The sequence below is a fragment of the Sinosporangium album genome (assembly GCF_900100605.1).
Classification (GTDB): Bacteria; Actinomycetota; Actinomycetes; order Streptosporangiales; family Streptosporangiaceae; genus Sinosporangium; species Sinosporangium album.
Window position 1 is genome coordinate 21,043 of the sequence record NZ_FNCN01000025.1, and the last position, 20,502, is coordinate 41,544.

Genomic DNA, 20,502 nt, shown 5'->3' on the forward strand with positions numbered 1-20,502 from the left:
CGGGCAACATCGGCGGGTCGCGGCAGCCTAACCCGAGGTTCTCCCTGCCCAGGCGGTACCCTAAGCCGACCATGGAGCAGCGTTATGTCGGACGGAGCGGGCTGTCGGTGTCCCGCTTGGGTCTCGGGACGATGACCTGGGGGCGTGACACCGGGCCTGAGGAGGCGGCGCTGCAGCTCCGCACGTTCGCCGACGCGGGTGGCACGCTGATCGACACCGCGGATGTCTACACGGGCGGCGAGGCCGAGCGCCTGCTCGGGCGCCTGCTGCGCGAAACGGTTCCGCGCTCGGAGCTGGTGATCGCGACGAAGGCGGTGCTGACGCCCGCCTCGCGGCGTCCGCGGGACGCCTCGCGGCGGCATCTGATCGCCGCGGTCGACGCCTCGCTGGCGAGGCTCGGGGTGGACGACGTGGATCTGTGGCAGCTCCACGCCTTCGACTCCGAGGTGCCGCTGGAGGAGACCTTGGCGGCGGTGGACACGATCGTGTCCACCGGCCGCGCCGCGTACGCGGGGGTGTGCAACTACGCGGGGTGGCAGCTGACCGCGGCGGCGGTGCACCAGGGGGCTCTGGGGCGCACCCCGATCGTGTCGGCGCAGGTGGAGTATTCGCTGCTGGCCAGGGACGCGGAGCGGGAGGTCCTGTCGGCCGCCGAGCACCTCGGGGCCGGGGTGCTCGCCTGGTCGCCTCTGGGGCGGGGAGTGCTGACCGGTAAATACCGAACCGGGGTGCCGGCGGACTCCCGCGCGGCCACTCCGCATTTCGCGGACTTCGTCCGTCCCTATCTCGACGAACGCTGCCGCCGCATCGTCGAGTCGGTCACCACGGCGGCCGAGGGGCTCGCCGTGTCCCCGCTGTCGGTCGCGCTGTCGTGGGTGCGAGACCAGCCGGGCGTCTGCGCGGCCATCGTGGGGGCCCGGACGAGCACCCAGCTCACCGGCATCCTCTTGGCCGAGGATCTGACCCTTCCCGTGGAGATCCGCGACGCCTTGGACGACGTCTCGGCGACGGAATGATCGGGAATGAGAAGCGCATTCGCGTATCACTAATCGATACCGAACCGAGACTTTTTATGGAAAGATTCGCCGTCCCCACAAAACTGTCAACGGGTGACAGGAGGGGTCACCGTTTACGTCCGAGGGGGAAGAGATGGAGACTGGACGCCGGGCAGCCGCGATTTCGGCAGGAGCCCTGGCGCTGACCTTGGGCGCGCTGCCCGTGTGGGCCGCCGCACCCGCACAGGCCACAGTGGGTGGCCTCGCCGGGAGCGCCTCGGCCCGCACCTGCGAGAAGGAAGGGGGTCTGCTCTCCGGTTTGACCGGGGGGCTGTGCGAGGTCGTCAACGGTGTCACCGACGCCGTCGACGAGCTGACCGGAGGGTCGTTGTCCTCGGTCACAAAGCCTCTGTCCGACACCACGACATCCGTGTTCAACGGCGTGGGTTCCGTGGCCCCCACTTCCAAGCCCCCCTCACCCAAGCCGGAGGAGAAGCCCGCGCCCGCGCCGGAGCCGGAGGAGTCTCGCCGTCCCGCTTCCGAGCCGACACCGCCCTCTGTGCAGGAGCAGAAGCCGGGCGCCGAACGGCAGCAGCCTGAACGGCGGCAGACCGACGCGGACGAGTCCAAGGCCGCGGCCGACGGCTCGTGCCGTACGCGCGGCGACTGCGAGCGCACCGGCGGCGAGGCCGCCGCACCGTCTTCTCGCACGACGGCCCCGAACAAGCGGGACGAGCGCCCGGCCGAGCCGGCCGTCGGGCAGCCGTACACCCCCGAGCGGCGGCCCCACTTCGTCGACAGCACGGAAGTGGGCGCGGGCGCGGGCGCGGAGCCGCGGAACCGGCGGGACGAGGACGGGAAGCCGGGGAAGGAGGCCCCCCGGGTCGACGTGGAGACGGCCAGGGTGCCGCTGGTCTGGCCCGTGCCGCTCCAGGAGCTGCTCAACGACAAGGTGAGCGGCGAGAAGGTCGTGACGCCGTCGGCCCGGAAGCCGGACGCCCTCGGCACGTCGCTCACCATGGCGCTGCTGCTGTCGGCGCTTCTCGCCACGCGGTTCGTCTATGCGAAGAGGCAGCAGCCGCGTAAGGAGACCATCCCGTTCGAGCCGGTTCGTCCCCGAGGTCGGCACCGGCTGGCCTGACCGGACGGCGGCGGCCCAGCGGCGGCCCAGCGGCGGCGCGGCAGGCGTCCGCCGCGCGCCCCGCACGGCGGACGCCTGCCGCATCACCTGAAACGTACGGCGTCCGCCCGCCACCCGGGGCACGGGTGGCGGGCGTGAACGTCGCACAGGGCGCGTGGCCGAACGGCCGGGGCGCCCCGGGTCGCATGGCGGGCGGCGTCAGGTTCCCATGGCGTGGACGCCGCCGTCGACGTGGACGATCTCGCCCGTCGTGGCGGGGAACCAGTCGGACAGCAGCGCCACACACGCCTTGGCGGCGGGCACGGTGTCGGCGAGGTCCCAGCCGAGCGGCGCCTTGGCGGGCCAGCTGTCCTCGAACTCCCTGAAGCCGGGGATGCTCTTGGCGGCCATGGTGCGCAGCGGCCCGGCGGCCACCAGGTTGACCCTGATGCCCTGGGGGCCGAGGTCGCGGGCCAGATAGCGGGAGCAGGACTCGAGCCCGGCCTTGGCGACGCCCATCCAGTCGTAGACGGGCCACGCCTTGGTCGCGTCGAAGTCGAGGCCGACGACGGAGCCGCCCTCCTTCATCAGCGGCAGGCAGGCCACCGCCAGGGACTTGAAGGAGTAGGTGGAGATCTGCAGGGCGGTGGCGACGTCCTCCCATGAGGTGTTGAGGAAGTTGCCGCCGAGGGCGGTCTGCGGGGCGAAGCCGATGGAGTGGACGACGCCGTCGAGCCCGTCGAGGTGCTGGCCGACCCGGTCGGCCAGCGTGTCCAGGTGCTCGGTGTTCTGCACGTCGAGCTCGATCACCGGCGCCGGCTCGGGCAGGCGCTTGGCGATGCGCTCGACGAGGCTGAGGCGGCCGAACCCGGTGAGGACGACGCTCGCCCCCTCCTGCTGGGCGATCTTCGCCACGGAGAAGCCGATGGAGGAGTCGGTGAGGACTCCGGTGACGAGGATGCGCTTGCCTTCGAGAAGTCCCATGGTCAGTGCCCCATTCCCAGACCGCCGTCGACCGGGATGACGGCCCCGGTGATGTATGCGGCGTCGTCGCTCGCGATGAACTTCACCACGCGGGCGATGTCCGCCGTGGTGGCGTAGCGCCCGAGTGGGATGGCCGCCTTGATCTGCTCCTGGTATGACTCGTCGAGGTCGGCGGTCATGTCGGTCTGGACGAAGCCGGGCGCCACCACGTTGACGGTGATGCCGCGCGAGCCGAGCTCGCGCGCGGCCGAGCGGGCGAAGCCGATCATGCCGGCCTTGGAGGCGGCGTAGTTGGTCTGTCCGGCCAGGCCGCGGGTGGCGGTGGTGGAGGAGATCAGGATGATGCGTCCCCGCCTCATGCGGAGCATGCCCCTGACCGCGCGTTTGGCCACGCGGTAGGCGCCGGTGAGGTTGGCGTCGATGACGTCGGTGAAGGTCTCCTCCTTCATCATCGGCAGGAGGGTGTCCTTGGTGATGCCCGCGTTCGCGACGACCACCTCGACGGGGCCGTGCTCGGCTTCGGCCTTATCGAAGGCCGCCTCGACGTCGGCCATGCTCGTGACGTCGCAGCGGACGCCGAACAGGCCCTCGGGCGGTTCTCCGGAGCGGTAGGTCACGGCGACGGCGTCGCCGGCCACCGCGAGTTCACGGGCTATCGCAAGACCGATGCCGCGATTGCCACCGGTGACGAGTACAGAGCGTGCCATGAGGCCAGACGCTATCGCCTACCACTGGGTAACCCAGATATCCGGGGGGTACAAGATCACGTGGCTAGGATCGTGGACATGCGCCAGATCGATCCAGATTTTCTCGCGCTGCCCCTGCGGCAGCTTGCGGATGCGGCCCTGCAGACCGCGCGCGACCTCGGTGCCGAGCACGCCGATTTCCGGTTCGAACGCGTGCGGGCCGAGACGATGCGCCTCTACGACGCCCGCCTGGAAGGTTCCATCGACTCCGACGACCTGGGCTACGCCGTACGGGTGATCAAAGGCGGCACCTGGGGGTTCGCCGCGGGCATCGAGTTGACGCCGCAGGCCGCGGCGGCCGTGGCCGCGCAGGCGGTCGAGGTCGCGACGGTGGCGGCCGCGGTGAACCGGGAGCCGATCGAGCTCGCGCCCGAGCCGGTGCACGCCGACGCCACCTGGGTGTCGTCGTACGACGTCGATCCGTTCGACGTCCCCGCCAAGGACAAGGTCGGCCTGCTCGCCGACTGGTCGGCCGACCTGCTGAAGGACACCAGGGTCGACCATGTGAGCGCGTCGCTGATGGCGGTCAAGGAGCAGAAGTTCTACGCCGACAGCGCGGGCACGGTGACGACCCAGCAGCGGGTGCGGGTGCATCCGCAGCTCACCGCGGCGAAGGTCGCGGACGGCCGGTTCGACGACATGCGCACGCTCGCCCCTCCGGTCGGGCGCGGCTACGAATACCTGACGGGGACAGGCTGGGACTTCCCCGGCGAGCTCGCCCGCATCCCGGAGCTCCTCGCCGAGAAGCTCGCCGCGCCCTCGGTCGAGGCCGGTTCCTACGACCTGGTGATCGCCCCCTCCAACCTGTGGCTGACGATCCACGAGTCGATCGGCCACGCGACCGAGCTCGACCGGGCGCTCGGCTACGAGGCCGCCTACGCCGGCACCAGCTTCGCGACGTTCGACAAGCTCGGCAACCTGGAATACGGCTCTCCGATCATGAACGTGACCGGTGACCGCACGGTCGAGCACGGCCTGGCGACCATCGGCTACGACGACGAGGGCGTGGCCGGACAGTCCTTCGACATCGTCAAGGACGGCACGCTCGCCGGCTACCAGCTCGACCGGCGCATGGCGCTCATGAAGGGCTTCGGCCGTTCCAACGGCTGCGCCTTCGGCGACTCCCCCGGCCACATGCCGATCCAGCGCATGGCGAACGTCTCCCTGCGGCCCGCGCCGGACGGCCCCTCGACCGAGGAGCTGGTGTCGCGGGTCGAGCGCGGCATCCTCATCGAGGGCGACAAGAGCTGGTCGATCGACATGCAGCGCTACAACTTCCAGTTCACCGGGCAGCGTTTCCGCCGGATCGAGAACGGTGAGCTCAAGGGCCAGCTCCGCGACGTCGCCTACCAGGCGACCACCACCGACTTCTGGCGGTCGATGGAGGCCGTGGGCGGCCCGGAGACCTACGTCCTCGGCGGCGCGTTCAACTGCGGCAAGGGGCAGCCCGGCCAGGTCGCGCCGGTCAGCCACGGCTGCCCGTCGGCGCTGTTCCGGGGAGTGCGCATTCTCAACACCGTGCAGGAGGGTGGAAAGTGACCCCACAGGAGACCGTCGAGCGGGCGCTGTCCCTCAGCGCCGCCGACGACACCATTGTGATCGCCGACGAGGGCTCCACCGCCAACCTGCGGTTCGCCGGCAACACGCTCACCACCAACGGCGTGGCCCGCTCGTCACAGCTCACCGTCATCTCCATCGTCGGTGAGAGCGTGGGCGTGGTCTCGCGGTCGGCGGTCCGGCCCGAGCAGATCGCCGACGTCGTGGCCGAGGCCGACCGCACCGCCAGGGACGCCCGTCCCGCGGAGGACGCCCGGCCGCTGGTCGAGGGCACCGGCCCGGCCGACGGCTGGGACGCCCCTGTCGAGCCCACCGGCATCGGGGTCTTCGCCGGTGTCGCCCCCGCCCTCGGCGAGGCGTTCGCCGCCGCCGAGGCGGCGGGCACGAAGCTGTACGGCTTCGCCGAGCACTCCCTGACCTCTACCTTCGTCGGCTCGTCGCGGGGCCTGCGCCTGCGCCACGACCAGCCGACGGGCCGGCTGGAGCTCAACGGCAAGTCCCCCGACATGAAGCGCTCGGCCTGGACCGGCGTCGCGACACGCGACTTCACCGACGTCGACATCGCGGCCCTGTCCTCCACTCTGGCCACACGGCTCGCATGGGCCTCCCGCCGGATCGACCTGCCCGCGGGCCGCTACGAGACGCTGCTGCCGCCCACGGCGGTGGCCGACCTGATGATCTACCTCTACTGGACGGCGGGGGCGCGCGACGCCGCCGACGGGCGCACGGTGTTCTCCGCGCCCGAGGGCAGGACGCGCGTCGGGGAGAAGCTGTCCCCGCTGCCGCTGCGGCTCTACAGCGACCCGCTCGCGGGCGGCATCGGCTGCTCGCCGTTCGTCGTCGCCCACGCGGGCAGCCGCGAGAGGTCGGTCTTCGACAACGGCCTGCCGCTGGCGTCCACCGACTGGATCGCGGGCGGCCACCTGGCCAACCTGCTGCAGACCCGGCACTCGGCCGAACTCACCGGCCTCGCGCCGACCCCGGCGATCGACAACCTGATCATGTCGTCGGCCGGCGCGGACGCCTCGCTGGAGCAGATGATCGCCTCAACCGAGCGCGGGCTGCTGGTGACCTGCCTGTGGTATATCCGCGAGGTCGATCCTCAGCAGCTCCTGCTCACCGGTCTGACCAGGGACGGCGTCTACCTCGTGGAGAAGGGCGAGGTGGTCGGGGAGGTCAACAACTTCCGGTTCAACGAGAGCCCGGTGGACCTCCTGGGCCGCACCACGGAGGTGGGGGCGTCGGTGCCGACCCTGCCGCGCGAGTGGAGCGACTACTTCACCCGCGCCGTCATGCCCGCGCTGCGGGTGCCCGATTTCAACATGTCCACGGTCAGCCAGGCCAACTGACTCCTCCACCGCCGGGCGCGGCATGTACGGCGCCGTGCCCGGCCAGGCGGGCCTTCGCCGTACGGCACGGGCCTCGCGCGCACGCCGGGCCCCGGCCGTACGGCACGGGCCCGCTCAGGCGTCCTCCAGGCGGAAGCCGACCTTCATCCCGACCTGGAAGTGCGCCACCTCTCCGTCGACGAGGTGGCCGCGCACCTCGGTGACCTCGAACCAGTCAAGGTGGCGCAGGGTGCGCGCGGCGCGCCCGAGCCCGTTGCGTATGGCCTGGTCGATGCCTTCCCCCGAGGAACCGACCACTTCGGTCACCCGGTACGTTCGATCCGTCATCCCGCTCCCCCGCATCTCAGCAGCAGTACCGGCCGCCCCCGTGGCCGGGCCGTGCCTGTTGACTACCCGGGAGGGCCCGTCACATGCCAAGGGTCACCCGGTGGCCGGAGAGGTCTAACGTGGAATGGTGAAGACGTGGCGGAAGCGCTCGACCGTGCATCCGGTGACCGATGCCCAGCCCTCTCTGACCGCCGACATCGGCCGTAGGGAGAAGCGCTATCTCATCCAGATGGGCATCCGCACCATCTGTCTGATTCTCGCCGTGGTCGTCCCCGGACCCTGGCCTGTGAAGATCATCTTTATCGCGGGCGCTGTATTTTTGCCGTACATTGCCGTAATCGGGGCGAATGAACGGGGGAAAGGCACCCCTCCCCCCACCTTTGACGACCCGGAAGCTAACCAAAACGAGATACCAAGGCATCGACGTGAGATCGGGTCGTGACTAAGTCTTGACGCACACCACGGGTAGTAGGTGTACGCTTTAGCCAAGCGCCCTGGTCCCCCGTCGGGGCGCTGGTGCCGGCGTTCCGGGCCCCCGTCGGAACGCCGATGAAGCGACGCCGGGTGGTTTGCCCCCGTAACCACCCGGCGTCGCCCTTTTCATCTCATCTTTGACGGGGAGCCTTCCCCCCGACCACCTCCCGCGGCCGTCCCGTCGGCGCACGCCTGTCGCGCCCGTCGAACGCGGCGCCGCAGCGGGTCGGTCAAGTCCGCCAGTCAAAGCGCCGCGGGGACCATGCCGTACGGCGAGCGCGCTGTGGCCGCCCGTGACGGGCGGCCCTGCGGGAGCGGGCTCGCGGCGAGCGGCCCCGGACGGCGGTGGACGAGCGGTCGGCCATCGGGAGCGGTCAGCGGTCCTTCGTGTCGGCCGCCCACTCGCGGGCGCGGCGGGTGAGCAGGCCGACGGCGTCCTCGGGGGCGGTGCCCGCGCCCTTCGCCAGGCCGAGCAGATAGACGGTCAGCGGGGCAGCGGGGCGCGCGACGCCGTGGGCGATCTCACGCGTCAGGTCGAGGACCACGTCGCGGTCGACCGTGGCCGGGTCGATGCCCAGCTCGCGGCACACCTCCGCGGTCCACTCCTCCAGCACGTTCACAGGACACACTCCTTTCACACCCATCCCCGCACTCCGGGAACGGGTCCGTTTCACGGCCCGCGGCACCGAGACGCGCACGCGGCGGGACACGGGCACGGCCGGACGGGCCCGATCTCGCCGCCCGCCGCGCACGACCCGCCGCGCGCCCGCGGCGTTCGGCGGGACACGGGCACGGCGGGACACGGCGCGCGGCGCCGGGGAGCGCGTCAAGGAACAGGATCATCCGCGTGGTCGCGCTCCGCCAGGTCCCGCGCGCGGCGCAGATCATCCATTGTGTCGCAGTCGAACCACGGCTCCGGGAGGCCGGGCGCGGGCGGCGCCGCCAGCCGTACGGGCTGGAGTGGGCCGAGCAGGCCGTGGAGCGAGCGCCCGGTGTAGGACGCCAGGGCCCGGCGGAGCGGCTCCACCCGCCAGAGGCCGACCAGCCACTGCTCGCGGCCCTCGCCGTCCACCAGGACGGCGCCGTGGGCGTCGCCGGAGGCCGCCAGCAGCGCGTGGACGTGCCGGGGCTCAAGGAACGGGAGGTCACCCGCCAGGAGAGCCGTCCAGGGCGCCGAGACCTCCGCCAGGCCTGCGCGCAGCGCCGGGACGGGGCCGCCGCCCGGCGGGTCCTCCCGGACGAACACCGCCCCGGGCAGCCCCTCGCGCTCCGGCCCCACCACGACCACCCGCCGGGCATCGGCCACGGCCGACGCGACACGCCGCACCAGTGCGAGGCCCCCGACCTCCAGGCCCGGCTTGTCCCGCCCGGACAGCCGCGCGGCACCGCCCCCGGCAAGCACCACCGCGTCATATACAGGCGCCCGCTCCCCCGGCGCTCTCACCACGCCGCCCCCCACCCTGCCGTCCACACTGTCCACCCCGCCGTCCGCCCTGCCCCCTGTAACGGCCCCCTGTAACGCCATCCGGGCCGATGCCCGCGCCACACCGGCCCTGCCGCCGCCCACGCCGCCCAGATCAGCCGCCGATGGCGGACATGGGGCGGGCCGGCTGGAGGAAGGCCGGGTCGTCGATGCCGTGCCCGGCGCGCTTGACGCGTACGGCGGCACGCCAGCGCTCGGCCAGTTCGTCGTCGCCCGCCCCATTGCGCATCGCCGTACGCAGGTCGGACTCGTCGGTGGCGAACAGGCAGTTGCGGATCTGCCCGTCGGCCGTGAGGCGGACGCGGTCGCAGGTGCCGCAGAACGGGCGGGTGACGGATCCGATGACCCCGACCCGCGCCGGCCCGCCGTCGACGAGGAACAGCTCGGCGGGCGCGCTCCCACGCTCGCGGGGGTCGTCAGGCGTGAGGTCGTAGGCGTCGAGCAGGCGCTTGAGGATCTCGTCGGCGGTCACCATGGTGTCGCGCCGCCAGCCGTGCTGGGCGTCGAGCGGCATCTGCTCGATGAAACGCAGCTCGTAGCCGCGTTCGAGGCAGTAGTCCAGCAGCGGCACGGCCTCGTGGTCGTTGACGTCCCGCATCAGTACGGCGTTGACCTTGACGGGCCGCAGTCCGGCCGCCTCGGCGGACGCGAGCCCGGCGAGCACGTCGGCGAGGCGGTCGCGGTGGGCGAGTCTCACGAACGTGTCGCGGTCGAGGGTGTCGAGGGAGACGTTGACCCGGTCGAGGCCGGCGTCGGCGAGGGGGGCGGCGAGGCGGCTGAGGCCGATGCCGTTCGTGGTGACCGAGAGCCGGGGCCTGGGCCTCAGCGCGGCGGTGCGGGTCACGATGTCGACGAGTTCGCGGCGGAGCAGCGGCTCGCCGCCCGTGTAGCGCACCTCGGTGATGCCGAGCCGTTCGACTCCGATGCCGACGAGGCGCACGATCTCGTCGGCGGTCAGGAGCTCGGGCTTGGGCAGCCACTCCAGCCCCTCGGGGGGCATGCAGTAGGTGCAGCGCAGGTTGCACCGGTCCGTCAGGGAGACCCGCAGGTCCGTCGCCACCCGTCCGAACGAGTCCACCAGCACCGGGGCCCACCTCCTGTCGTCCGGCCGCCTCCGGGGAGAGCGCCTGGCACGAGGCTCCTCTCGTACGGCGGAGCCCGCTGGACGTAACCCTACGGGGTGTCCGGATCTTTCCACACAGACGGCCTTTAACCGCGACAACGGTGGGGCGGGCCCCGCGATTCCGGGCCCGCCCCGTCGCCGACACACGTGCCCGGCTCAACCCTTGATGCAGATGACCTGCCGCAGGTGCGCCACGACCCGCACGAGGTCGGTCTGCGCCGCCATCACGGCCCGGAGGTCCTTGTAGGCGCCGGGGATCTCGTCGAGCACCCCCTGGTCCTTGCGGCACTCGACTCCGGCGGTCTGCGCCTCGAGATCGGCCAGGGTGAAGGTCTTCTTGGCCTTGTTCCGGCTCATCCGGCGGCCTGCCCCGTGGGAGGCCGAGTTGAACGAGGACTCGTTGCCCAGCCCCTCGACGATGTAGGTGCCGGTGGCCATCGAGCCCGGAATGATGCCGAGATCGCCGGAGCCGGCCCGGATCGCCCCCTTGCGGGTGACCAGGACGTCCACCCCGTCATAGGTCTCCTCGGCCACGTAGTTGTGGTGGCAGGAGATCTCGGGCTCGAACGCGATGCCGGGGAGGTGGCGGCGGAGCACGTCGCGAACCAGGGCCATCATGAGCGCGCGGTTGCGCCGCGCGTAGTCCTGCGCCCAGTAGAGGTCCCGGCGGTACGCCTCCATCTGCGGGGTGCCGGACACGAAGACCGCGAGGTCGCGGTCGGGCAGGTCCTGGTTGTGGGGAAGCCGCTGGGCCTCGTGGATGTGGTGCTCGGCGAGCTCCTTGCCGATGTTGCGGGAGCCGGAGTGGAGGACCACCCACACCGCGCCGTCGTCGTCGGCGCACACCTCGAGGAAGTGGTTTCCCCCGCCGAGCGTGCCCATCTGCACCTCGGCCCGTTCGCGGCGGGGCCGTACGGCGGGGGCGAGGTCGTCGAAGTGCCTCCAGAACGCGGCCCAGTCGCCGGTCGGGAACCCGTGCAACCTCGCGGGGTCGACGGGGCGCTTGTGGTGGCCGAATCCGACGGGGATGGCCTGCTCAAGCTTGGACCGCAGGTAGGCGAGGTTGTCGGGCAGCTGCGAGGCGGTGTAGGAGGTCTTGACCGCGGTCATCCCGCAGCCGATGTCGACCCCCACGGCGGCGGGCGAGACCGCGCCGCGCATAGCGATGACCGAGCCCACGGTCGCGCCCTTGCCGTAGTGCACGTCGGGCATCACCGCGACGCCGTGCACCCACGGAAGGTCGGCGACATTGCGCAGTTGCCGCATGGCCTGGTCCTCGACCTCGGCGGGGTCGGCCCACATCCTGATCGGCGCTCTGGCCCCGGCCACCATGGTGTACGTCATATGTGTCGCCTCCTTCCGGCGTCGTCCGGAGACCTATCAGGCCAGAGACGACCGCTCTGCGGCAACTCATTTACGATCTATACCCCGGATGTCCCCTTGGTTCGCTCGTCGCTTGGTCTGCGCAGTGAGCGACTGTGGGGGCCGCTGTGCCGTACGGCAGGTCAAGCTTTGCGTGGGACAGGCGTGCTTTGCCGTACGTGGGGTGTTTCGAAGCCCTGGCCATGACCTAGCGGTTTTTAACCTCTCGGTCATGATCAAAAAAGTAGTTCTCCTGTCCCTTGCGGCGGGAACGGTGGTCCTGCCCACCGCAGCGCAGGCGGCCCCGGTGCCGACCGACGACGGGGTGGCGATCAGGGCCGTCCGCATCAAGCCGGGTTCGCCCGTCGTCGGGGCCAGCGGTTCGGTCCGCTTGGTGGTCGACGTCGTGGCGCGCGGCGTGGTGGGCCGGAACGGCGTCACCATCAAGGTAAGCCCTGGCATGCCGCCTCAGGACGCCGCCGACCTGTCCGGCGAGACCGCGGCCAAGGACCAAGCCAAGGACAAGGCCAAGGAGCAGGCCAAGGAGCAGGCCAAAGACCAGAAGGATCACAAGGAAGGCAAGGACGTCAAGGAGGGCAAAGAACAGGCGCCCGGTGGTGACGCCGCCGCCGAGGAGCTCGCGGTCGAGATGATCGACGAGGCCGCCCCGGACACCCCGGCGGCCTCGGGGGCGACGTCGGGCTCGGGGGCGACGTCGGGCTCGGGGGCGACGTCGGGCTCGGCTCAGGACGCGGCTCAGGACGTCACTCACGACACGGCCCACGACACCACCCAAGACACCACTCACGACACGGCCCACGACACGGCCCCGCCCGCGATCTCGGCCACGAACTCGGCGGGGCAGTCGGCGGGTTCGAGCACGAACCCGATCACGGGCCCGGTCCCGAACGCCGCGCCTAACGCCGCCAAGCCCGCGGCCGGCACGCCCGGGACACCGGGAGCGGCGGGCACGCCCGCAACGACCGGGGCGAGCGCCGGTAAGCCGGCGGCCGGGACCGCCGACGCGGCGGAGGCGAACGCCGCCAAGCCCGGCGCCGCCAAGCCCGCCGCTGAGGGGAAGCCCGCGGGCACGCGTGCCTCCGAGGGATGGCAGACGTGGCGGTTCCTGCCCGAGAAGGGCCTGAGCCGCTGGTATCCGACGGGCTACTGGACCGTGCGCGTCACCGCCAAGGGCGCCAACGGGCAGACCATCACGGAGTACGCGACCTTCCGCCTCCGCCGCAACACGGCCTTCACCGACCTGCGGGCCGTCCGCATCAAGAACACCCAGGCCGTGCGGGTGCGCGGCACGCTCAGCCGGGTCGACCCGACCGGTCACCTGGACTACACCCCCTACGCGGGACAGCAGGTGGAGATCCTGCACCGCCCCTCCGGCGCGGCCAAGTGGGAGCTCGCCGCGACGGTCACGACCGACCAGTCGGGCCGCTTCTCGGAGCGCGTCGCCAACCGTACGAGTGGTCTGTGGCGGATGCGCTACAACGGCACCGACCACTACGCCAATGACCTGAGCGATGTCCAGAGGACGACGGTCGTGAAGCCGCGCCGCCTCTGACCTGTGATGAGTCGCGATGAGTCGTGATGACTCGCGATGCTTTGCGATGCCTTGCGATGCCTCATGATGACGTGAGCGTTGTCCGCTGACTTCGTGTCCGAGAGCGCCCGGTCCCCCGCGGGGGACCGGGCGCTCCGCGTTCCGCGATCTCTGCGATCTCGCGTTTCAAAGTCTCGCCAAAAGCGACCTCCGCCGCTTGGCACCCCCGAGGCTGGGCATTGATCCCTGCACCTCCCCGGCAAGCCACGAGAGGTACGACGTCGCGATCGGGGGCGGTCACGCGATGGCCGAGCGCACACTTCGCGCGCGGGAGCGGTCCTTCTTCGGGCACCCGCGCGGCCTGGCCACGCTGTTCGGCACCGAGATGTGGGAGCGTTTCAGCTTCTACGGCCTGCGCGCGATCCTCGCGCTGTTCCTGGCGGCACCGCCGGTCCGGAACGGGCTCGGGCTGCCCGCCGCGACGGCGTACGCGGTGGTGGGCATCTACCAGGGCCTCGTCTACCTGACCGCGCTGCCCGGCGGTTGGCTCGCCGACCGGGTGCTGGGGGCCCGCCGCGCGGTGCTGTGGGGCGGGGCCGTCATCATGTGCGGGCACATCGCCATGGCGGTGCCGGTGCCGGGCCCGGCGCTGATCTGGGTCGGGTTGACGCTCATCGTCGCCGGCACGGGGCTGCTGAAGCCCAACATCTCCAGCATGGTCGGCCACCTGTACCGCGACGACGAGGACGCGCGGCGGGACTCCGGCTTCTCGCTGTTCTACATGGGCATCAACATCGGCGCCTTCGCGGGCATCTTCGTCACGCCCGCGCTCGCCGGGGAGGACCGGTGGCACCTGGCCTTCGGCGCGGCGGCGGTGGGCATGGCCGTCGGGCTCGCGCAGTACGTGCTGGGTGGACGGCACCTCCGGGGCGCGGGACTGCGCCCCGGCGACCCGCTCACGGCGGCCGAGCGCGCCCGCGCGGTGAGCCGGGTCGGCGTGGCGGCGGCCGCGGTCGCGGCGGTCGCGCTGGCCGCGGCGAGCGCCGGGATGCTGACGGTCGACAACGTGACCTACGCCGCGACGGCGGTGACGGTGGCCGTGCCCGTGGCCTACTTCGTCTACATCCTGCGCCACCCCCACGTGACGGCGGATGAGCGGCGGCGGATGGCGGCCTACATCTGGCTCTTCGCCGCCGCCGCGATCTTCTGGATGATCTTCGATCTGGCGCCGGGCCCGGTCACCGGCTTCGCCAGGAACCACGTGGACCTCACGGTCTTCGGCTACGCGATCCCGGCGGGCTGGACCCAGAACTTCAACTCGCTCTTCGTGATCGTCTTCGCCGGGGTCTTCGCGGCGCTCTGGCTCAAGGTGGGCGACCGGGTCGGCAGTCCGGCCAAGTTCGCCTTCGCCCTGTTCATGGCGGGGCTGAGCTTCGTCGTGCTCTCCGCCGCAGCGGGCATCGCCGAAGGCGGGGCGAAGGTCGGCATCGCGTGGCTCGCGCTCATGTACCTCATCCAGACCTTCGGCGAGCTGTCACTCAGCCCGGTGGGCCTGTCGGTCACCGCCAAGCTCGCGCCGGTCGCCTTCAAGGGGCAGATGCTGGGCGTGTGGTTCCTGGCCTCGGCCGTGGGGGACTCGGTCGGCGGGCAGACCTACCGGCTGCGGGCCTTCGTCAGCGAGACGCAGTACTTCCTGCTTCTGGCGGCCGTCGCGGTGCTCGCCGGGCTCGTCCTGCTGGCCTGGTCCGGCAGGTTGCGTCACCTCACGGGAGAGCACATTCCGGCATAGACGACAATTCTCCCGTGAACGACACGCTGCACGTCAGCCCGCTGCTGGACCTCGCGGGCATCTTCGTCTTCGCCCTCTCCGGAGCGCTCATGGGAGCGCGCAAACGCCTCGACGTGGTGGGCATGGCGGTGCTGGCGTCGATGACCGCGCTCGGCGGCGGCATCCTGCGTGATCTGATCCTGAACGTGCGCCCCGCGGCGTTCGAGAGCCTCGGCTACGTGCTCGTGCCCCTGCTCGCCACGGTGATCGTGTTCTTCTGGCATCCGCAGGTCGAGCGGGGCATGCCGACGGTGCTGGTGTTCGACGCCGCCGGACTCGGGCTGTTCTGCGCCGTCGGTACGGAGAAGGCGCTCACGGTGGGCTTCAGCCCGCTGCACGCGGTGCTGCTCGGGATGACCACGGCGGTCGGCGGCGGCATCCTGCGCGACGTGTTGGCGGGGCAGATCCCGAGCCTGCTCTACGACCGCCAGCTCTACGCGGTGCCCGCCCTGCTGGGCTCGGCCGTGATGGCCCTGCTCTGGGGGGCCGGCTTCACCGGCTGGCCCGCCACCCTCGCCGCCGCCGTCCTCGCGTTCCTCCTGCGCATCCTCGCCATGCGGTACGGCTGGCGCGCGCCCCTGGCCCGCGGGATCCCCGACGAGTAGACCGCCGCAGCGCCTGTCACAACCCCCGTGACAGCACCCGTCACAGCCCTGCCGCAGCGCCCGTCACAGTGCCGGGGTGACCGCCTCGAACGACCGGCGCACCGGCCCCGGGCCGCCGTGGAAAGCCGCCGCGACCCGGCGCACGGCCTCGGTCACGACCTGCGGCGACTGCGTGTACGGCATGCGCACGTAGGCCTCCAGCGTGCCGTCGACGCCGAACCATGGGCCGGGCGCGAGCCGTACGCCCCGGGACGCCGCCGCCTCGGCGAGAGGAGTGGCGGTGGGCCCGGGGAGCCGCGCCCACACGACTCCCCCGCCGTGGGGCATCGTGTAGGTCCACGAGGGCAGTTCGGCGGCGAGCGCCGCGGTCAGGGCCGCCCGCGAGGCGGCCAGCGCGCGGCGCCGTTCGGCGCGCCCGGCGTCGATGTCCTGGAACAGCCGGGCCACGACGAGCTGTTCGAGCACCGGGCTCGCGATGTCGACTCCGGCACGCAGCACCGCGAGCCGGCGGACCATCGCCGCCGTCGTGCGTATCCAGCCGATGCGCAGCCCGCCCCACCACAGCTTGGAGGCCGATCCGATGCTGATCACGCGGCCGTCGGTGTCGAACGCGGCCGTCGCCCTGGTCGCGGGCACGTCGTCGACGGCGGTCTCCGCCCAGCTCTCGTCGATCACCAAGGTGGTGCCGCAGGCGCGGGCCGCCGCGACGAGTTCCGCCCGCTTCTCGTCGCCCATCAGCCGACCGGTGGGGTTCTGGAAGTCGGGCATCAGGTAGGCGAGGCGGGCGGCGGACTGGCGCATCGCGGAGGTCAGCAGGTCGAGGTGCCAGCCGTCCGGCGGAATGCCCACCGGGACGATGCGGGCGGCCCGCAGCCGCGCGAGATCGAGAATGTGCGGATAGGTCGGCGATTCGACCACCAGCGCATCCCCTGGCGCCATGAGTTGAAGCGTGATCAGGTTCATGGCCTGCTGCGCCCCGGGGGTGATCAGGATCTGCTCGGGCCTGGTGGCGGCCCCGCGCTCGGTGTAGCGCGCGGCGACCAGCTCGCGCAGCGCGGGCAGGCCCGTGGGCTCGTAGCCGATGCCGAGCGCGTAGCGCGGCAGCTCCGCCGCGGCGGCCTCCACCGCGGCCGCGAGCGCGGCGCCCGCCGCCGGCGCGGCGCAGTGCATGGGGAGCAGCCCGCCACTCTCGGCCGCCACCCAGGGGTTGTCGACACCGAGCGCCCCGGAGTCGGGCAGCTCGGTCCAGCTTCCCGCCCCCTGCCTGCTCGCCAGGTAGCCCTCTTCGCGCAGCCGGTCATAGGCGGAGGTCACGGTGGTACGGCTGACGCCGAGCTCGGCGGCCAGGTGGCGTTCGGCGGGCAGGCGGACGCGGACCGCCAGGCCGCCGTCCAGGATGAGCGAGCGCACGGAGGAGGCGAGCGCCTGGTAGTAGGGCCGGGTGCCCGGGTCGATCCGAACGAGCCGGGCCAGTTGGGTCGCACTGATATGACGGTTAAGGCCAGACATAAAGCCACTTTCCCGGATTGGCTATTCAAAGGCAACCGGGCGCACCGACACGATGGCGCCTGTCATGAGTGAAACAACCCTTCGCCGCCTCGGTCCGCTGCCCGGCCGCCTCGTGCGGCTCTACGCCGGTCTCGCGCTGTACGGCGCGGGCATCGGCCTCCAGATCGAATCCACCCTCGGCAACTTCCCCTGGGACGTGTTCCACCACGGCCTCAGCCTCATGTCCGGGTGGTCCATCGGCCTGGCGGTCACCGTCGTCGGCGTGTTCGTCATGCTGCTGTGGATCCCCCTGCGCCAGAAACCCGGCCTGGGCACCATCAGCAACGTCTTCTGCATCGGCCTCTTCGCCGACCTCACCCTCTGGCTCGCCCCCACCCCCGGCGACCTCGCCGTACGCTGGGCGTTCCTCGCGGCGGCCATCGTGATCACCGCGGTGGCCACGGGCCTCTACATCGGCGCCGGCTTCGGGGCCGGCCCGCGCGACGGGCTGATGACTGGCCTGGCCGCCAAGGGCCTGTCGATCCGGCTCAGCCGTATGCTCATCGAGGTCACCGTCCTTCTCGCCGGGTGGCTGCTCGGCGGCAACCTCGGGATCGGCACCCTGGTCTTCGCCCTGTCGATCGGGCCGATGACCCAGTTCTTCATGCCGCTCCTGGCGGCGGATCGCCGCTCCGGCGCTCCGGGCGTATAACGTCGAGGCATGCGGATCGAGGACTACGCCCTCATCGGTGACATGCAGTCGGCCGCCCTCGTCGGCCGGGACGGCTCGATCGACTGGCTGTGCCTGCCCCGGTTCGACTCGCCGGCCTGCTTCGCCTCCCTGCTGGGCAGCGAGCGCAACGGCCACTGGTGGATCGGTCCCTCCGGGAGGCCCATGGCCAACCGGCGACGCTACCGCGAGGACACGCTGATCCTCGAAAGCGAGTGGGACACCCCCGGCGGCACGGTGAGGGTCATCGACTTCATGCCGCCCCGGCACGCCAACCCCGACGTGGTGCGCATCGTCGAGGGCGTGTCGGGCAGCGTGGAGATGTCCACCCAGATCCGCATCCGGTTCGACTACGGGCGCGTGGTGCCGTGGGTGCGCCGCTCCGACGGCGACCTGCAGGCGATCGGCGGGCCCGACGCGGCGTGGCTGAACTCGCCCGTGCCGCTCACCGGCGGCGACTACGCCCACCAGGGAACGTTCCGCGTGTCGGCCGGGCAGCGCCTCGCGTTCGTCTTCACCTGGCACCCCTCGCACGAGCCGAGACCCGAGGAGATCGACCCCGAGTTCCAGCTCCGGGAGACCGAGGCGGGGTGGACCGAGTGGGTGGACGGCTGCGCCCACAAGGGCCGCTGGCGCGAGGCCGTGGTCCGGTCCCTCATCACGCTCAAGGGTCTGACCTACGCCCCCACCGGCGGCATCGTGGCCGCCCCCACCACCTCGCTGCCCGAGGACATCGGCGGCGTGCGCAACTGGGACTACCGCTACTGCTGGCTGCGCGACGCCACGATGACCCTCGACGCGCTGCTCGGCGCCGGCTACCTCGACGAGGCGCGGGACTGGCGCGAATGGCTGCTGCGCGCCGTCGCCGGACGCGCCCAGGACCTCCAGATCATGTACGGCGTGGCCGGCGAGCGCCGCCTCCCCGAGATGGAGCTCGACTGGCTGCGCGGCTACGAGAACTCCCGCCCGGTGCGCATCGGCAACGGCGCCGTCAACCAGCTCCAGCTCGACGTCTACGGCGAGGTGGCCAACTGCCTCTACAGGGCCCGCGCCTCGGGGCTGGGCCACGACCGCCGCGCCTGGGCGATCCAGCGGGAGCTGGTCGGCTACCTGGAGTCCCAGTGGGATCAGCCCGACGAGGGCATCTGGGAGGTCCGGGGGCCGCGCCGCCACTTCACCCACTCCAAGGTGATGTGCTGGGTGGCGCTGGACCGGGTGGTCCGCCAGGCCGAGATCTTCGGCAAGCAGGCCCCGCTCGCCCGCTGGCGCGCGCTGCGCGACCAGATCCACGCCGAGATCTGCTCCAAGGGCTTCGACTCCGACACCGGCACCTTCACGCAGTCGTACGGCTCCCGCGAGCTCGACGCGTCCCTGCTCCTCATCCCGGCGGTGGGCTTCCTGCCCGCCACCGACCCCCGGGTGGTCAACACGGTGCGGGCCATCGAGAGCGAGCTCATGGTGGATGGGTTCGTCCTGAGATACCCCGTGGCGGCGGACAACCCTGTGGACGGCCTGCCCGGCCGCGAGGGGGCGTTCCTCGCGTGCAGCTTCTGGCTGGCCGACGCCAAGGCGATGATCGGCTGCAAGGACGAGGCGATCGAGATGTTCGAGCGGCTGCTGGCGCTCCGCAACGACGTGGGGCTGCTGGCGGAGGAGTACGACCCGGCGACGGGCCGCATGATGGGCAACTTCCCGCAGGCGTTCAGCCACGTGCCCTTGATCCACACGGCCCGCACCCTGTCCTGAGGTGCTGAGCGTCCGCGCGGGGCGGCTCAGCCGCCCCGGACCGGCTCAGTCGCCCCGGGTGGCGATGTCGGCGAGCACTCTGGCGAACTCCCGGGAGGGGGCGACGACCAACCGGATGCGGCCGTCGCCCCCGACCAGGTCCGCCTTGATCAGGGTGAGCCGCCCATCGCACCACCAGTAGATCTGGGGGCTGACCGCGTCGCCCTCGCCGTCGTACTCCTTCTGCGCGTAGAGCCGCAGGCGTTCGATGGCCCGGACCACGCCGATGCCCCGCACCAAGTGGACGATCATCGTGGCGGATGACGGGAAGGCGACCAGGGCGCCGTCATCGGGGACCGGGAGATACTCCTCAAGCCACCGCAGGTGGGCCGCCGCGCCGGCGGTCGAGCCGGACAGCCGCCAGACCGGGACACCGCTCAGGTCGGCCTCCTCGGCGGTGAGGCGCTCGTCGTGGCGGGCGTTGGTCAGGGCGAGGTCGAGCACCTCCCCGGAGGGGAGCGGCCAGCAGCCCGCCTCCTCGGGGCGGACAGCCCGTACGGCTCCGCCGTACCCGACGGTCAGCAGCTCGACGAGGTCGGAGCTGAGGTGGCGGCCGACGACGCGGCCGAGATCGGGGATGTCGTCGGCGAGTTGGACGCGGGTGCGCAGCAGGGGGCGGATCTGTTCCAGTTCCGCCGCGTCGAGGGGCTCCCCGGCGGTGGCGACGACGTGCGCGAGGTGGGCGGAGACGAGGGTGGGCCAGTCCTCACGGGCGCGTTTGGCGGCTTCGCGCCGGAGCCCGGTGAGCCGTACGGCGTGCCGGGTGCCGTCCTCGGCCGACAGCGCCAGGCTGGAGCCGTCCGCGGCGAACGCGCAGGTGTATCCGAGGGTTTCGGCGACCAGGGCGAGCAGGGAATCGAGGTCGACGTCCTCGGCGGCCCGCCGTGGCGCCTGCCGCTCCCGTCGCCGCCGGAACAGCCACACGCGATGTGTCCCCTCTGCCGGTCGTCCTCCTCAGCACGTTGTCTCTATTGTCCCCTTCTCTCCGAGTAGG

19 protein-coding genes are annotated in these 20,502 nt (G+C 71.7%); 10 read left to right on the forward strand and 9 right to left on the reverse strand.

Translation table 11 applies throughout. The features are described 5' to 3' along the window. Positions 1-71 precede the first annotated feature (71 nt). Both BLQ73_RS22580 and BLQ73_RS22585 read left to right on the forward strand, forming a co-directional pair. Positions 72-1,016 (forward strand): aldo/keto reductase, encoded by a 945-nt coding sequence (locus BLQ73_RS22580; RefSeq protein ID WP_093173087.1) that lies wholly within the window; start codon positions 72-74, stop codon positions 1,014-1,016. A gap of 133 nt (positions 1,017-1,149) precedes the next feature. Next, positions 1,150-2,136 (forward strand): hypothetical protein, encoded by a 987-nt coding sequence (locus tag BLQ73_RS22585; protein ID WP_143020381.1) that lies wholly within the window; start codon positions 1,150-1,152, stop codon positions 2,134-2,136. A 198-nt stretch (positions 2,137-2,334) separates the two neighbouring features. Here the strand turns inward: BLQ73_RS22585 and fabI are convergent, their stop codons facing one another. After that, a complete protein-coding gene (gene fabI / locus BLQ73_RS22590; protein WP_093173091.1) occupies positions 2,335-3,099 on the reverse strand; it encodes an enoyl-ACP reductase FabI in 765 nt (254 codons plus the stop codon). A 2-nt stretch (positions 3,100-3,101) separates the two neighbouring features. Next, a complete protein-coding gene (fabG, locus tag BLQ73_RS22595) occupies positions 3,102-3,806 on the reverse strand; it encodes a 3-oxoacyl-ACP reductase FabG (protein ID WP_093173093.1) in 705 nt (234 codons plus the stop codon). Positions 3,807-3,884: 78 nt separating this feature from the next. Between fabG and BLQ73_RS22600 the strand changes: the two genes are divergently transcribed. Together BLQ73_RS22600 and BLQ73_RS22605 are read left to right on the forward strand one after the other, a co-directional pair. Continuing rightward, positions 3,885-5,384, forward strand: coding sequence for a TldD/PmbA family protein (locus BLQ73_RS22600; protein WP_093173095.1), 1,500 nt, complete (start codon positions 3,885-3,887; stop codon positions 5,382-5,384). Continuing rightward, the gene (locus tag BLQ73_RS22605; RefSeq protein ID WP_093173097.1) at positions 5,381-6,751 is read left to right on the forward strand and encodes a metallopeptidase TldD-related protein; all 1,371 of its coding nucleotides are present in this window, start codon (positions 5,381-5,383) and stop codon (positions 6,749-6,751) included. Before BLQ73_RS22600 ends, BLQ73_RS22605 begins: the two co-directional genes overlap by 4 nt. A gap of 114 nt (positions 6,752-6,865) precedes the next feature. Here the strand turns inward: BLQ73_RS22605 and BLQ73_RS22610 are convergent, their stop codons facing one another. Further along, positions 6,866-7,078, reverse strand: coding sequence for a dodecin (locus BLQ73_RS22610; protein ID WP_093173099.1), 213 nt, complete (start codon positions 7,076-7,078; stop codon positions 6,866-6,868). A 124-nt stretch (positions 7,079-7,202) separates the two neighbouring features. Here BLQ73_RS22610 and BLQ73_RS22615 point away from each other — a divergent pair, with 124 nt between their 5' ends. Further along, entirely contained in the window at positions 7,203-7,520 is a 318-nt protein-coding gene (locus BLQ73_RS22615) for a DUF3099 domain-containing protein (RefSeq protein WP_245691293.1), read from the forward strand. A gap of 406 nt (positions 7,521-7,926) precedes the next feature. Here BLQ73_RS22615 and BLQ73_RS22620 read toward each other — a convergent pair whose 3' ends face one another. The 4 genes from BLQ73_RS22620 to BLQ73_RS22635 all read right to left on the reverse strand — a co-directional run bounded on the left by BLQ73_RS22620 (position 7,927) and on the right by BLQ73_RS22635 (position 11,502). Next, a complete protein-coding gene (locus tag BLQ73_RS22620; protein ID WP_093173101.1) occupies positions 7,927-8,172 on the reverse strand; it encodes a DUF6457 domain-containing protein in 246 nt (81 codons plus the stop codon). Between the two features lie 206 nt (positions 8,173-8,378). Further along, positions 8,379-9,023, reverse strand: a complete 645-nt coding sequence (gene mobA, locus BLQ73_RS22625; RefSeq protein WP_245691295.1) for a molybdenum cofactor guanylyltransferase — start codon at positions 9,021-9,023, stop codon at positions 8,379-8,381. A 106-nt stretch (positions 9,024-9,129) separates the two neighbouring features. Beyond that, positions 9,130-10,119, reverse strand: coding sequence for a GTP 3',8-cyclase MoaA (moaA, locus tag BLQ73_RS22630; RefSeq protein ID WP_218125967.1), 990 nt, complete (start codon positions 10,117-10,119; stop codon positions 9,130-9,132). Positions 10,120-10,314: 195 nt separating this feature from the next. Further along, on the reverse strand, positions 10,315-11,502 hold the full coding sequence (locus BLQ73_RS22635) for an RtcB family protein (RefSeq protein ID WP_093173105.1): 1,188 nt from the start codon (positions 11,500-11,502) through the stop codon (positions 10,315-10,317). A 250-nt stretch (positions 11,503-11,752) separates the two neighbouring features. Between BLQ73_RS22635 and BLQ73_RS22640 the strand changes: the two genes are divergently transcribed. The 3 genes from BLQ73_RS22640 to BLQ73_RS22650 all read left to right on the forward strand — a co-directional run bounded on the left by BLQ73_RS22640 (position 11,753) and on the right by BLQ73_RS22650 (position 15,505). Continuing rightward, on the forward strand, positions 11,753-13,093 hold the full coding sequence (locus tag BLQ73_RS22640) for a hydroxyisourate hydrolase (RefSeq protein WP_143020382.1): 1,341 nt from the start codon (positions 11,753-11,755) through the stop codon (positions 13,091-13,093). A 283-nt stretch (positions 13,094-13,376) separates the two neighbouring features. Next, positions 13,377-14,861, forward strand: a complete 1,485-nt coding sequence (locus BLQ73_RS22645; RefSeq protein WP_093173109.1) for a peptide MFS transporter — start codon at positions 13,377-13,379, stop codon at positions 14,859-14,861. 14 nt (positions 14,862-14,875) lie between these two features. Beyond that, positions 14,876-15,505, forward strand: a complete 630-nt coding sequence (locus BLQ73_RS22650; RefSeq protein ID WP_275936311.1) for a trimeric intracellular cation channel family protein — start codon at positions 14,876-14,878, stop codon at positions 15,503-15,505. Positions 15,506-15,568: 63 nt separating this feature from the next. Here BLQ73_RS22650 and yczR read toward each other — a convergent pair whose 3' ends face one another. After that, positions 15,569-17,014, reverse strand: coding sequence for a MocR-like transcription factor YczR (gene yczR / locus BLQ73_RS22655; protein WP_093173111.1), 1,446 nt, complete (start codon positions 17,012-17,014; stop codon positions 15,569-15,571). Between the two features lie 64 nt (positions 17,015-17,078). On the opposite strand from yczR, the gene yczE reads away from it, so the two are divergent. After that, positions 17,079-17,705 (forward strand): membrane protein YczE, encoded by a 627-nt coding sequence (yczE, locus tag BLQ73_RS22660; RefSeq protein ID WP_093173113.1) that lies wholly within the window; start codon positions 17,079-17,081, stop codon positions 17,703-17,705. A gap of 9 nt (positions 17,706-17,714) precedes the next feature. Further along, on the forward strand, positions 17,715-19,469 hold the full coding sequence (locus BLQ73_RS22665; protein ID WP_093173115.1) for a glycoside hydrolase family 15 protein: 1,755 nt from the start codon (positions 17,715-17,717) through the stop codon (positions 19,467-19,469). A gap of 45 nt (positions 19,470-19,514) precedes the next feature. Here BLQ73_RS22665 and BLQ73_RS22670 read toward each other — a convergent pair whose 3' ends face one another. Next, positions 19,515-20,432, reverse strand: coding sequence for a hypothetical protein (locus tag BLQ73_RS22670; protein WP_245691297.1), 918 nt, complete (start codon positions 20,430-20,432; stop codon positions 19,515-19,517). Positions 20,433-20,502: the final 70 nt, after the last annotated feature.

Coding starts and splice junctions, on each gene's coding strand:
- BLQ73_RS22615 (WP_245691293.1), top strand. CDS start 7,203: ATGGTGAAGACGTGGCGGAAGCGCTCGACCGTGCATCCGGTGACCGAT.
- BLQ73_RS22600 (WP_093173095.1), top strand. CDS start 3,885: ATGCGCCAGATCGATCCAGATTTTCTCGCGCTGCCCCTGCGGCAGCTT.
- BLQ73_RS22610 (WP_093173099.1), bottom strand. CDS start 7,078: ATGACGGATCGAACGTACCGGGTGACCGAAGTGGTCGGTTCCTCGGGG.
- BLQ73_RS22580 (WP_093173087.1), top strand. CDS start 72: ATGGAGCAGCGTTATGTCGGACGGAGCGGGCTGTCGGTGTCCCGCTTG.
- BLQ73_RS22640 (WP_143020382.1), top strand. CDS start 11,753: ATGATCAAAAAAGTAGTTCTCCTGTCCCTTGCGGCGGGAACGGTGGTC.
- BLQ73_RS22665 (WP_093173115.1), top strand. CDS start 17,715: ATGCGGATCGAGGACTACGCCCTCATCGGTGACATGCAGTCGGCCGCC.
- yczR (WP_093173111.1), bottom strand. CDS start 17,014: ATGTCTGGCCTTAACCGTCATATCAGTGCGACCCAACTGGCCCGGCTC.
- fabG (WP_093173093.1), bottom strand. CDS start 3,806: ATGGCACGCTCTGTACTCGTCACCGGTGGCAATCGCGGCATCGGTCTT.
- BLQ73_RS22585 (WP_143020381.1), top strand. CDS start 1,150: ATGGAGACTGGACGCCGGGCAGCCGCGATTTCGGCAGGAGCCCTGGCG.
- yczE (WP_093173113.1), top strand. CDS start 17,079: ATGAGTGAAACAACCCTTCGCCGCCTCGGTCCGCTGCCCGGCCGCCTC.
- BLQ73_RS22635 (WP_093173105.1), bottom strand. CDS start 11,502: ATGACGTACACCATGGTGGCCGGGGCCAGAGCGCCGATCAGGATGTGG.
- BLQ73_RS22645 (WP_093173109.1), top strand. CDS start 13,377: ATGGCCGAGCGCACACTTCGCGCGCGGGAGCGGTCCTTCTTCGGGCAC.
- fabI (WP_093173091.1), bottom strand. CDS start 3,099: ATGGGACTTCTCGAAGGCAAGCGCATCCTCGTCACCGGAGTCCTCACC.